An 11433-nucleotide genomic window follows, 5' to 3' on the forward strand; every position below is an offset into this window, starting at 1 on the left:
TATCGCTGTGCCACGATGAGGCACATGCACGACGAAGAGGCCGACAAGCCGGCCAGCGGCATCCGGTCGATGAACAGTGTCCTCAGCACGCTGCGAGTCTTCGAGGAAGTTGCCCGGCGGCAGCCGATCGGCGTCTCCGAGCTGGCACGGTGCACGGAGATCCCCAAGAGCACCGTGCAGCGCGGCTTGATCACGCTTCAGCAGGCGGGATGGCTGAGAGTCGTGGACGCGGAACGCGCGCGCTGGGGAGTCGCGCCGAGGGTGCTGGCGCTCGGTTTGCGCGACTGCGGGAAGCCGGACCTCAAGGAGGTCGCCGACCCGGTCGTCAAACGCCTCGCGGCCGAGACCAACGAAACCGTCATGCTGGCCGAACGCGACGGCGACAGTCTCGTGGTCGTCGCCAGCCAGGACACCGACCAGGTCGTGCGGGTCGTGCTCGACGTCGGCACGCGGGTCCCGTTGCTCGCGACGTCCGGCGGCACGGCGATCATGGCACAGCTCGACGAATCCGAGGTCGAGGAGCTGTTCACCCACGAACTTCCCGAGTTCGCCCAGAGCCCGGCACCGGATTTCGCCGCACTTCGCCGCGACATCGCCCAGACCGCGAAGCGCGGGTACGCGCTCAACGGGTCCTCGTCCTGGTACCGCCCGCAGGTGTCGTCGATCGGTGCGGCCATCACGGACCCGACCGGACGTCCAGTGGCGGCGATCACTCTCGCCATTCCCGACACGCGCTACACCCGCGCGCAGGAGAAAACCTTCGCGCCGCTGGTCGTGGCCGCAGCGGCCGAGGTCAGCCGACTGCTCGCCGAGAACTGATCACCATATGTGCCACATCGCGGAATGAGGCGTACCGTGTGGCGGCATGAGTGAGTTCAGTGCGTCCAGCGCGGAGACCACCCCGTTGCGCTTGCGCGACGTCACCTTCCGCAATCGCGTCTGGATGTCCCCGATGGCCCAGTACGCGGCCGGCCCGGACGGCTTGCCGACCGAATGGCATCTCGCGCATTACGGCCCCCGCGCGATCGGGGGCGTCGGCCTGGTCATGGTCGAGGCCACCGCGATCAGCCCGGACAACCGGTGCACCTCGGCCGACCTCGGGCTCTGGAACGAGGAGCAGGCGCTCGCACACCGGAAACTGACCTCCTTCGTCTCCGGCCACGGGGCGGTGCCCGCGGTGCAGCTGAACGCCGTCGGCCGCAAGGGATCGCACCAGGTCCCGTGGGTCGGCGACGGGCAGAACGATCCGGTGCCGGTCGCCGACGGCGGCTGGGAACTGATCGCCCCGTCGGCGATCCCGTTCGGCGACCTCACGATGCCGCGCCCGGCCACGGCCGCCGACCTGGACCAGGTCGTCGAGGAGTTCGCGCACGCGACCCGGATGGCCGAGCTGGCCGGGTACCAGGCCGTCGAAATCCATGCTTCGCACGGCTATCTGCTGCACCAGTTCCTGTCCCCGCTGTCCAATCACCGCACCGACGAGTACGGCGGGAGCCCGCGGAACCGGATGCGCTTCCCGCTGCGCGTGGCCCGCGCCGTGCGCGAGGCGTTCCCCGAGGACAAGCCGGTGTTCGTCCGCATCACGGCGACCGACTGGGTCGAGGGCAGCATCGCGCTCGACGACGCCGCGGAGTTCGCCAAGGAGCTGGCGGCCATCGGGATCGACCTTCTCGACGTCACCTCCGGCGTGCTCGTGCGCGATCGCGGGGCCCGGCCGCCGAACCGGGAAGGCGTGAACGTCGAATTCGCCGCGGCGCTCAAGGAAGCGTCCGGGCTGGCTGTCGCGCCGGTCGGGCAGATCACCGATCTGAAGGCCGCAGGTCAGATCATCCGCGAGGGCAAGGCCGATGCCGTCCTGATGGGACGCTCGCTGCTGCGGGACCCGTACCTGGCCTTGCGAAACCAGCCCAAAGAAGCCTGGCCCGTCCGCTACTACCGCGCTCTCTGAGGACCTACACCATGAACCGCGCAACACGCCGTCCGGACGGCACGAGAATTCATTACACCGCAGCCGGTCCCGCCGACGGTCCCGCGCTGACGCTCATCCACGGCTGGGGCTGCGACCGCGGCGACTTCGACACGGTCATCGAGCACCTCCCGTCCAAGACTCGCGTGCTGGCCGTCGACCTCGCCGAACACGGCGACTCACGGTCGGATCGCGACACCTGGACCATGGAGGAATTCGCTCGCGACGTAGCCGCCGTGTTGGCGGCCGAGTCGGTCGAATCCGCCGTCGTAGCCGGGCATTCGCTCGGCGGAGCGGTCGCGGTCGAGGTGGCGCGTCTGCTTCCGGACACGGTCACCCAGGTGATCGCACTCGACGCGTTGCATTACTTGAACTTATTCCCCGCGCAGAACGAGCAGGACGTCCAAGCGTTGCTGCAGCCGTTCCGGGAGGACTTCGCCGGTGCGATGCTCGGGATGGTCGAGGCCGGCTCACCGGAAGGCACCGATCCGTCCTTAGTGGACTCGTATGCCAAGAAAATGAGTTCGGTACGCCAACCCGCCGGTCTGCACTCGCTCGAAGGCCTGGTGCGCTGGGACATGGACGCGGCGCTGCGCGAGGTCGCCCAGCCGATCGTGCTGTTCGCCGTGCGCTCGATCATCGCCCAGGAGGCGATCGATCGTTACGGCGACCGGCTCCGGATCGAGCTGGTCGACCTCGGCAGCCACCACTTCCCCGTCGAATCGCCCGCGGAGACCGCCAAACTCCTGGCCGACGAGATCTCGTAGTTACGCCCTACGTCCGCCGTCGACCGACAGCGTGGTCCCGGTGACGTAGGACGCGGCGTCCGAACAAAGCCAGACCACGGCCGCGGCGGCTTCTTCCGGCGTCGCCAGCCTGCCGAGCGGAGTGATCGCCTCCTGCCGGGCGATCATGCCGAGGTCGCCAGCCCATTTGTCGAATCCCGGCGTCCGCGTCGGCCCCGGGCACACCGCGTTGACGCGGATGCCGTCCGCCGCGTAGTCCACCGCCGCGACCTTGGTCAAGCCGACAATCCCGTGCTTCGCCGCGACGTAAGCCGGGGCGTTCGGGATCGCGTACAGCCCGCCGTTGGACGCGACGTTCACGATCGCGCCGCCCTTCAGGTGCGGCAGCTCGTACTTCATGCAGAGGAAGGTCCCGGACAGGTTCACCTGCACCACGCGCTCGAACTCGGCGAGCGTCAGCTGGTCGACGCGCTTGCGGGACGGCAGACCGGCATTGTTCACCGCGAAGTCGAGTCCGCCGTACGCCTCGACAGTTTGCTGGATCGCCGCCTGCACCGACGGCTCGTCGGCGATGTCGACCCGGAAGGCCAGCGCCTCGCCGCCGTCCTTCTTGATCACCTCTGCCGTCTCCGCCGCCGCAGCCTCGTCGATGTCCAGCACGGCCACTGCCGCGCCGCCCCGGGCGAACTCGATCGCCGCCGCCCGGCCGATCCCGCTGCCCGCCCCGGTAACGAGGCCGCTCCGCCGCTCGCTCACGCCAGCGACTCGTGATTCGCCCAGGCCACGCGATACGAACGCCGCGCCTGCCACCGTTCGATCACCTCGTGCAGTTCGGGCGCGGTGAAACTCTTGGCCAGCGTGTCGAGGTCGGCGAGGGTGACCTGGACGATCGCGGTCGCGATGAGCGCCGGAATGGCGTCCTCACCAGGGATCGGCAGGTGCCTGCGGGTCTCGACCGACTCGGCGTACCCGGTCGCCAGCATCGCCTGTTTGATATCGCCGAGGTACTGATCCAGCTCGGAGTCCGGGAGCGGCTGGTCGAACGAAACAATCATCGTATGCGTGATCATGCTTCAAGTTTTGCCGCCGGTTCGGGCGTCCGTCCAAGACCGATTCGCTATTCGGCGATAACCTGGAGGCATGGCCGAGCTGGAGACGCGTGAACTCGAGTACTTCCTGGCAGTCGCCAGCGAGCTGCACTTCGGCCGCGCCGCCGTGCGGCTGTCGATCGCCCAGCCCGCGCTCTCCAAGGCGATCCAGCGCATCGAAACGCGGCTCGGCGTGCAGCTGTTCACCCGCTCGAGCCGCCACGTCGAACTGACCGCGGCCGGCGAAGCCCTGCAGGAACACGGAAGGCACGCGCTCAACGCGGTCAGCGCCGCCGCCCGCAACGCCCGCCGCGCCGGGGAAAGTCACCTGCGCCTGGTGCTCAAACCGGGCGGCGACGCCGGCCTGCTGTCCGGAATCCTCGCCGAATACTCCCGCCACCCCGACGCCCACCAGGTCGACATCCTGTTCAGCGGCCCCGCCGACCGCGCCGACTTCCTCCTCAGCGGCCGCGCGGACGTCGGTCTCCTCTTCGTCCCGTTCGACGACTTGACCGGGCTCGCCAGCGAAACCCTGCGCTTCGAGGACCGCGTGGCGATCCTCCCCAGCACGCACCGGCTGGCCGGGCGGCCGTCCGTCCGGCTGTCCGATTTGGACGGAGAGACCCTGCCGTCGTGGAAGGGCGTGCCCGGGGTCGAGGGGACCGGACCGGCGGTGGCGGACGTGGTCCAGCTGCTGCACCTCGTCTCGCTGGAACGAATGGTGGGCGTACTGCCGCGGTCGCTGGTCGACCAGGTCCCGCCGGGCGTGGTCTGCGTGCCGATCGAGGACGCTCCGCCCAGTCAGCTGGTGCTCGCGTGGAACGAGCAGGACCGGCGGCCGCAGGTGGCTTCGTTCGTGAACGCGGCGCTGGATTCGGTCCGGTATAGCCCGGTTTCCCCCGTGGACTAATTGCCTTCAGCCCGGAGGCGGGGAATGTCATGCTGGCCGGCGTGGAGGACATCATCACCGCGATCGGACCCCGGCTCCGTCACTTCCGGCGGCAACGAAACCGCACCCTGGACGAACTGTCGAACGCGACCGGCATTTCCATCAGCACGCTCTCCCGCCTCGAATCGGGCCAGCGCAAGGCCACTCTCGAACTGCTGCTCCCCCTCGCCCGCGCGCACCGGGTCTCGCTGGACGAACTGGTCGGCACCGCCCCACTGCGGCCGATCACGCGCGGCGACCGGACCGTCGTGCCGCTCACCCGGCAACCCGGCCGCCTGCAATCGCTCAAGATGATCTTCGACGCCACCCAATGCGAACCCGCGCCGCGCACTCATCCGGGCCACGAATGGTTCTGCGTGCTCAGCGGCACGGGCAGGCTCGTGCTCGGCGACCACGACGTCGTCCTGAGAACAGGCGAGGTCGCCGAATTCGACACCCGGATCCCGCATTGGTTCGGCAGCACCGGCGAGGGTCCGGTCGAAATCCTCAGCCTGTTCGGCAAGCAGGGCGAGCGCATCCGCGTACGGGCCAAGACGCGCTGATTACTCCGCTTGGCGGCATAACCTGCTTCCGCGCGAAAACCTATACCCGCGGCGACCTGCGCTGATCTGAACACACCGTCGAAAGTCGGTGTCTGGCAACGAAAATTCCGACTTAGCATCCGTGTCCCGCGGACGGACACCCTTTCCCTCCGCGCGTTTCCTTCGCCTACGACGAGGAGATGCATCGATGCGGAAACTCTTTGTCCTAGTCATTTCTGCCATTGCGGCCGCAACTGTCGTCGCTGGCAGCCCGCCGGTCTCCGCGGCACCGGACAGCGGGGTGGTGCCCGGGCTGACCGGTGCCGCCGCGAAAGCCGCCGCCGGGACCGCTGCGGACAAGTTTCTCCAGCTGCGCCGCGAAAAGGCAGGCCGTTCCGTCAAACCGCGAATCGACGCGCAGCAGCACACCTTCTGGGGCCCCGAACCGCAACTGTCCAGCGGCGCGGACGGAATTCTCGTCACGCACAGTGTCGTCCCCGACCTCCGTCTCTCGAACAGCGCGGACGTCGTCTACGCCCCGACGGTCAAGCCCACCGGCCATTCCTGCATCGAGGTCGTCACCGCGTACGGACTCGACCAGGGCGGGCAGGTCTGGGCCTGGGACTGGTGCGGGACAGTCGGACCCGCGAAGGTAGTCCCGCTCGACAGCTCGTTCCTCTCCACCTATACGTCCACAGTGGACGGACACCCGGCGTTCACCGTCCAGGAGGTCCAGACCGACGCGGGCACCAACAGCTGGACCGCCTCGCTGTACAACGTGCAGACCGGCAAGTGGGACGACCTGTTCACGCAAAGCGGGAGCGACCAGAGCACCCTCAACGAGGGCTGGGACATCTTCGAGCTGTACTCGACCGTCGACCCGTCGACCCGTCGACCGGCCAGGCTTACTACTGCTCGGACGCGAAGGGCAAGGTGTTCGAATCCAGCCAGCTGCAACTGCGCATCGGCGGCCAGTGGACACCGGCGACGGAGTCGAACTCGCCGTTGCAGCCGACCGCCAACCCGAACCCCAGCGACTACAGCTGCTCGTCGCTGCAGTTCGAGGTGCCGACGCCGAACAGCAACTGGCGCGTCACCGTCTAAGCGCCCGCCGGCAGGGGTGCGTGCCACCAGCGGTCGAACGCGGCACTGCACCCCTGACGGTTGGCATAGTCACAGGCCACCCGATGAGATATCTCGCTGGCTCGCTCCGCAACCGCCGTGCCCGGCCGGCAACACAACCGCAGCTCCTGCCACAGCGGCGCGTCCTCGATCGCCCGCACGACGATCCCGTCCTGCCGATCCTCCCGAGTCGCCAACGCCGGGGCGACCGCCATGCCTTCGCGCACCAAATCCAGCAAAGTAGCCAGACACTGCGGCCGATGCGGCTGATCCAGCACGACCCCGCGCCGCCGGCAAACCTCGTGCAAGTACGCCGACCACCGGGTCGTCCACGGCGGATCGTCCGCCCAGGGATAGGCGGCAAGCTCCTCCAGCGGTATCTCGCCGTGCGAGGCCAACGGATGATCTTCCGCCAGAATCGCGAAAACCGGCTCGCGCGCCTGCAGCACGACACTCTCGATGCCGTCCGGAACGATCCGATCCGGAAGCGGCGCAAGGTAAATCAACGCGAGGTCAAGCTCCCCGTCCGCGAGCGCCGTCAACGTCCGCGCCTCGTCCTGTTCCTCATGCACCCGAACCGAAGGACACCACGGCTGATCCCGCAACCACCTTGCCAACGCGAGATGCAGAAACCCGCTGTACCCGCCGAGGCGCACCGCCCCAGCGGGTTGCCGCCGCGCCCCAGCCCGCTCGGTCAGCGCCGACATCCCAGCCAGCACCGCGCGCGCATCCGCGACGACGTCCTCCCCAAGCACGGTCGGCACACATCCCGTCGGCGAGCGCACGAACAGATTTCCGCCGACCGACCGTTCGACGCGCCGCAGCAACCCGGACAACGCCGGTTGGGAAACGTGCAACGCCTTGGCCGCGCGAACGAGACTGTGTGCGTCGGCGATGGCCACGAGCGCGCGCAGATGGCGCAGTTCCAGCTCCATGACTCCTCCGGCCCCTCGCTCTGGCCACTGTAACGCCAAAGATCGAGGGGAATTACCGACGCGAGTCGGTACTCGCCCGCTCCCGGCGAAGCGCGTACAGCGCGATGCCCAGCCCAGCCACGGTGAGAACCGCAGCCAGCAGATAAATCGACCGTGGCTCACGGCTGATCACCTGCCCGCCCAGCAGCCCCGCCGCCGCGGCGGCCAACTGGAACCCGGACGCGTTGACCGCCACCGCCAGCGTCGGAGCGCTGCTCCCCGCGGCGATCACCCGCGCCTGCATTCCCGGGACGATCCCGAAGGCGAGCATCCCGAGCACGAAAACCAGCACAGCCATCACCGGTTTGGCCGGACTGCCCAGCCAAGCCCCCGCCAGCGCCACGACCAGCGCCGCCAGCATCCAGGCCAACGACGGCAGCAGCGCCTTGTCCGCCCACCGCCCGCCGAGGTAGTTTCCCGCGACCGCGCCGACACCGTAAAGAACCAGCAGCACCGGAAGTAGTTCACTGCTGAATCCACTGACGTCGGTGAGCAACGGCGCGATATACGTAAAAACGGTCACCACGCCGACGTTGCCGAGCACGGTCAGGCCGATCGCCTGCCAGACGTCGCGATCGGCCAGCACCCGCATCTCCCCGCGCACCGACCCGGTCGCGGCCTGCGGGGGAACGAACCGCAGCACCAGCAGCAGCGCGATTCCGCTGACCACGGCGACCGCCCCGAATGTCGCCCGCCAGCCGAGATGGTGGCCGAGAACCGTGCCGAGCGGGCTGCCCGCGACGATGCCGAGGTTCAACCCCATGGTCACCTTCGCGATGGTCGAAACCGCCTTTCCCGGCGGCGCCATCGACACCACGGTCGCGATCGCGACCGCGAAGAACGTCGCCACCACCAGCCCGGCAACGAACCGCGACACCACCGCGAGCGCGTAGTTCGGAGCGAGCGCCGACCCCAGGTTGCCGGCCATGGACACCGCGATCAGGCCGGCGATCAACGGCTTGCGCGCGACCCGCGCGGTAGCCAGCGTCACCAGCGGCCCTCCGACGATCATCCCGATCGCGTAGGCGGTGACGAGAAGTCCGGCCGACGCCACCGAAACCGACAACCCGGCGGCGACGTCGGGCAGGATGCCGGCAATCACGAACTCGCCGGTCGTGAGACTGAAGACAACGAGCAGCAAGGAAAACACCGAGAGCGGCACGGCACCCCACAGTAGTTCTAGTTCGAATGATTTGAACTAGAACTATCACAGCTCGAAGCAGTTCCGCTAGGATCGGGCGCATGGCAGGAACTCCGGGCCTGGACCGCGACGTGTGCAAGCTGGTCCACCACCTCGCGCACACCCTGGACGTCCACGTGCGCCGGGTAGCCGAGCAGATGGGCCTGACGCCGAGCCAGGTGATCGCGTTGCGCGAGCTGTCCGAGCCGATCACCGCTCGCGAACTGGCCGCCCGGATGGCGTGCGAGGCCTCGAACGCCACCTTCGTCCTGGACCGGCTCGAAGAGCAGGGTCTGATCCAGCGTCAGCCGCACCCCGCGGACCGCCGGGCCAAGCAGATCGTGCTGACTCCAGCGGGCAAACGCCGCCGGACCGAAGCGCTGCGCCACCTGGACGCGCGCTCCCCGTTGACTCCGCTCAGCCCGGCGCAACAGGAGTCCCTGCAGGAACTGCTCCGCGCACTGATGCCGGAGGGCACGGTCTAGCCGCCCCCGGAAAGCCGACTTTCGTCGGCCAGATAGGTCTGGACAGCTTCGCCAGTGGTCTAGACGATGGCGAGCAGGGGGCCGCGTCAGACCGGAGGAACCGAATACGCCGGCGCATTCCGGGAGCTACGCGTTAGCCGTCACCCCAGGCGCGTCTGACGTCGGCCAATGCACCCAAACAGTGCCCGCGCGCCCGAACACGACCTACTCGGTCTCCGCCTGGGTGCAAGGCACACCGGTCTACCTCGGCGTCACCGGCGGATCCTGCACATGGACTAGCGCCTCCGCGTACAGCCAACTTTCGCTATCGTTCACCACCACCGCGAACCAGACGTCCGCGGGGCTGTACCTGCACGGCTGGCACGGCGCCGGCACGTACGACGCAGACGACCTGGTCCTCGACGGCCCCGGCGGCGACACCCCCGACGCACCCGGCATCCCAGGAGCTCCGACCGTCGGCACCGTCACCGACACTTCGATCGCGTTGAACTGGGCGCAGCCGCAGGCACCGTCACCGGCTACCGTGTCTACGAAGACAACATCCTGCGCGCCACCCTCTTCCGCCAGACGCTTCGCGTGCGCCCGTCCCTGACCGCGCTCCGCTCCGGTGATCAACGCGACCTTGCCGTCCACTCTGCCCGTGAAAACCCCTTCTCCGGACCACGCCGTGGACCATTGAAATCCAGGTCACGAGGGTAAGGCCCCGCGTTGATGCCAACCACACCCGGTGAGAGCCACCGAGGCCTCAGGGTTCCGAAGGTTCCTCTCCGGAGGTTCCGTGCCGCTGCTGGCTATGTCGTCGATCAGGTTGCGAAACCCCGAGTCCTGCCAGCCTTGTCGGGTGTGCTCGATTTCGGCTGGGCCGGTTGCGTCCTGCGATTGCTGCTCGGGCAACGGCGGTCAGCGGTCGTGGTGTCGCCCGCTATTTCCGCAGCAGCGCGACGAGCGACACCAACAGCGCGTGAATCGGCGCGACATGTTCCTTTGCCATGTCCCAGGGAGTGCGGCCGCGCAACGGATCTTCCGGTACCCAGCACGGCGCGCGGGGTGAAACTGTTGGCTGCAGCTAGTAGGTCGGCCTTGGCGCTGGCGTGCCGCGCTGTTTCGCTACTGCGGTCAGGTGACATCCGGTGAGGAGCATGAATCCCGCGCTGTTGCCTGCGCTGATGCTGAACTCGGCGCGGTAGCGGTCGTAGAAGTTGGCGTCGTGCGCGCCGGGCTTGTCATTCATGACTTGGGCGTTGGGGTCGAACCCGTAGCGGCTGACGATTCCGGAAACCGTCTTCAGCGCCCTGCTCCAGTCCTTGTCGCTGATCGTTCCCGTGGTGCCCCAGTTGCCGACGCTCTTGGTGACGGCGTCGTTCTGGGGCAGATCGGCGTTCACCGCGTCGAACTCGGGTCCGCATGCGGCGGTGGTGGCGTCCTGCGATTGCGACCAGCTGCCGATGCTCGGGAACTCGGCGGACAGCTGCTGACGCAAGTCGGCGTACATCTGCTGGTAGTGCGCGACGATCTCGTCAATGTCGGGGCGCTGCATCAGTTCGCTGAACTGCCGGTCCTTCGGGCTTGTTTGGTTCACGTGGGTCTCCGGTGGACTGTCGGCACCGCAGCCGGTGAGGGCAAGCGCGGCGGCGAGCGCGATGCTGACCAGGCGGGCGATTCGGGGGCGGCAGGCTCGTGTCATCAGCTCGGCGGGGGTTGCGTGGTGGAGGGCGGCGGCGGGGCGTTCGGGTCCGGCACCCCCCGGGCGCAGAGCCCTGACCATCGCTCCGCGCGTCTCGGACGCCAGCCGCCCAGCGAAGATCAGCCCCGTGTACGGAGTTTCAGTCACCCCGGTCGTTCGACGCTCAATGCCACGATCCTTCGTCCAACGGGGATGCGTTTGGGCGTTAGGTGCGTTCCGTGCACACCACCTGGGTCCCCTGCTCAACGTGTGCCCTCCTCCCTGTTGACCCTGGCGGCTGGCCATATGGTGATCAAGCGCTGCGGGTCTCAACGTTGTCCGAGCTGAGGAGAACGTTCAGGGCGGGCGAGTGGTCCAGCAGCGTTATCAGGAGCGGTGTGCACAGGACGAACGCGATGCCGGCGACCAGCAGGTGCGCCCACAGCGTGCCGCCGCGGACCGTGTACCCGTTCATCAGCCAGCGGCGCACTCGCCCGACGGGCTGGTCCCGCAGCCGGACCCTCGCGAGCAGACCGGCGAGTTGACGCGTGAAGGACAGATTCGCGGCGGCCAGCAGGAGCATACCCCCGGCCTGGGCGAGGAGGAACATCAGCACGCCGCCGTCGTAGGTGGTCCAGAGCAGCCGGAACGTCTTCAGATACGGCGTTGTCGCGACGAGACGTTCGGCGTCGGCGATCGACACCCCGTGAAAGCGAGCGGAACGGGCCACGAAGATCCC

At 68.1% G+C, this 11433-nt stretch carries 13 protein-coding genes and 2 pseudogenes; 8 read left to right on the forward strand and 7 right to left on the reverse strand.

What is annotated here, in order from left to right; all coding sequences use genetic code 11:
- Positions 1-24 precede the first annotated feature (24 nt).
- The 3 genes from H5411_RS34265 to H5411_RS34275 are packed head-to-tail and all read left to right on the forward strand — an operon-like array spanning position 25 to position 2733.
- Positions 25-819, forward strand: a complete 795-nt coding sequence (locus H5411_RS34265) for an IclR family transcriptional regulator (RefSeq protein WP_220817864.1) — start codon at positions 25-27, stop codon at positions 817-819.
- Positions 820-865: 46 nt separating this feature from the next.
- Positions 866-1948 carry an NADH:flavin oxidoreductase/NADH oxidase gene (locus H5411_RS34270; RefSeq protein ID WP_183126183.1) on the forward strand — a complete coding sequence of 361 codons (1083 nt, stop codon included), beginning with the start codon at positions 866-868 and terminating at the stop codon, positions 1946-1948.
- Between the two features lie 11 nt (positions 1949-1959).
- Positions 1960-2733: an alpha/beta fold hydrolase gene (locus H5411_RS34275; RefSeq protein ID WP_183126184.1), complete on the forward strand. Its 774-nt coding sequence runs from the start codon at positions 1960-1962 to the stop codon at positions 2731-2733.
- On the opposite strand, the gene H5411_RS34280 is transcribed toward H5411_RS34275, so the two are convergent.
- Both H5411_RS34280 and H5411_RS34285 read right to left on the reverse strand, forming a co-directional pair.
- Positions 2734-3468, reverse strand: a complete 735-nt coding sequence (locus tag H5411_RS34280) for an SDR family NAD(P)-dependent oxidoreductase (RefSeq protein WP_312878677.1) — start codon at positions 3466-3468, stop codon at positions 2734-2736.
- Positions 3465-3782 carry a hypothetical protein gene (locus tag H5411_RS34285; protein ID WP_101437578.1) on the reverse strand — a complete coding sequence of 106 codons (318 nt, stop codon included), beginning with the start codon at positions 3780-3782 and terminating at the stop codon, positions 3465-3467. Before H5411_RS34285 ends, H5411_RS34280 begins: the two co-directional genes overlap by 4 nt.
- 70 nt (positions 3783-3852) lie before the next feature.
- Here H5411_RS34285 and H5411_RS34290 point away from each other — a divergent pair, with 70 nt between their 5' ends.
- The 3 genes from H5411_RS34290 (at position 3853) to H5411_RS47960 (ending at position 6374) form a co-directional block, all read left to right on the forward strand.
- Positions 3853-4710, forward strand: a complete 858-nt coding sequence (locus H5411_RS34290) for a LysR family transcriptional regulator (RefSeq protein ID WP_183126185.1) — start codon at positions 3853-3855, stop codon at positions 4708-4710.
- A gap of 29 nt (positions 4711-4739) precedes the next feature.
- Positions 4740-5291, forward strand: coding sequence for a helix-turn-helix domain-containing protein (locus H5411_RS34295; RefSeq protein WP_183126186.1), 552 nt, complete (start codon positions 4740-4742; stop codon positions 5289-5291).
- 912 nt (positions 5292-6203) lie between these two features.
- Positions 6204-6374 (forward strand): hypothetical protein, encoded by a 171-nt coding sequence (locus H5411_RS47960; protein ID WP_246369604.1) that lies wholly within the window; start codon positions 6204-6206, stop codon positions 6372-6374.
- On the opposite strand, the gene H5411_RS34305 is transcribed toward H5411_RS47960, so the two are convergent.
- Together H5411_RS34305 and H5411_RS34310 are read right to left on the reverse strand one after the other, a co-directional pair.
- Positions 6371-7327, reverse strand: coding sequence for a LysR family transcriptional regulator (locus H5411_RS34305; protein WP_183126187.1), 957 nt, complete (start codon positions 7325-7327; stop codon positions 6371-6373). The two genes, H5411_RS47960 and H5411_RS34305, sit on opposite strands and share 4 nt — an antisense overlap.
- 52 nt (positions 7328-7379) lie before the next feature.
- Entirely contained in the window at positions 7380-8528 is a 1149-nt protein-coding gene (locus H5411_RS34310) for an MFS transporter (RefSeq protein ID WP_183126188.1), read from the reverse strand.
- A gap of 80 nt (positions 8529-8608) precedes the next feature.
- Between H5411_RS34310 and H5411_RS34315 the strand changes: the two genes are divergently transcribed.
- On the forward strand, positions 8609-9031 hold the full coding sequence (locus H5411_RS34315) for a MarR family winged helix-turn-helix transcriptional regulator (RefSeq protein ID WP_183126189.1): 423 nt from the start codon (positions 8609-8611) through the stop codon (positions 9029-9031).
- Between the two features lie 100 nt (positions 9032-9131).
- Positions 9132-9332: pseudogene (locus tag H5411_RS49860) on the forward strand (carbohydrate binding domain-containing protein); the annotation flags it as partial.
- Positions 9333-9556: 224 nt separating this feature from the next.
- On the opposite strand, the pseudogene H5411_RS49865 reads toward H5411_RS49860, so the two are convergent.
- From H5411_RS49865 to H5411_RS34330, 3 genes and pseudogenes are all read right to left on the reverse strand, one after another.
- A pseudogene (locus H5411_RS49865) lies at positions 9557-9664 on the reverse strand (SDR family mycofactocin-dependent oxidoreductase); the annotation flags it as partial.
- Between the two features lie 433 nt (positions 9665-10097).
- Entirely contained in the window at positions 10098-10610 is a 513-nt protein-coding gene (locus tag H5411_RS34325) for an LppA family lipoprotein (RefSeq protein WP_183126190.1), read from the reverse strand.
- A gap of 397 nt (positions 10611-11007) precedes the next feature.
- Positions 11008-11433: hypothetical protein (locus tag H5411_RS34330; RefSeq protein ID WP_220817865.1), on the reverse strand; the 426-nt coding region annotated here is incomplete at its 5' end.

This window comes from Amycolatopsis echigonensis, from assembly GCF_014174495.1.
GTDB lineage: Bacteria > Actinomycetota > Actinomycetes > Mycobacteriales > Pseudonocardiaceae > Amycolatopsis > Amycolatopsis echigonensis.

What these genes read in the sequence shown, in the direction of transcription:
- H5411_RS34265 (WP_220817864.1), top strand. Translation starts at nt 25, where the DNA reads ATGCACGACGAAGAGGCCGACAAGCCGGCCAGCGGCATCCGGTCGATG.
- H5411_RS34270 (WP_183126183.1), top strand. Translation starts at nt 866, where the DNA reads ATGAGTGAGTTCAGTGCGTCCAGCGCGGAGACCACCCCGTTGCGCTTG.
- H5411_RS34275 (WP_183126184.1), top strand. Translation starts at nt 1,960, where the DNA reads ATGAACCGCGCAACACGCCGTCCGGACGGCACGAGAATTCATTACACC.
- H5411_RS34285 (WP_101437578.1), bottom strand. Translation starts at nt 3,782, where the DNA reads ATGATCACGCATACGATGATTGTTTCGTTCGACCAGCCGCTCCCGGAC.
- H5411_RS34290 (WP_183126185.1), top strand. Translation starts at nt 3,853, where the DNA reads ATGGCCGAGCTGGAGACGCGTGAACTCGAGTACTTCCTGGCAGTCGCC.
- H5411_RS34295 (WP_183126186.1), top strand. Translation starts at nt 4,740, where the DNA reads ATGCTGGCCGGCGTGGAGGACATCATCACCGCGATCGGACCCCGGCTC.
- H5411_RS34305 (WP_183126187.1), bottom strand. Translation starts at nt 7,327, where the DNA reads ATGGAGCTGGAACTGCGCCATCTGCGCGCGCTCGTGGCCATCGCCGAC.
- H5411_RS34315 (WP_183126189.1), top strand. Translation starts at nt 8,609, where the DNA reads ATGGCAGGAACTCCGGGCCTGGACCGCGACGTGTGCAAGCTGGTCCAC.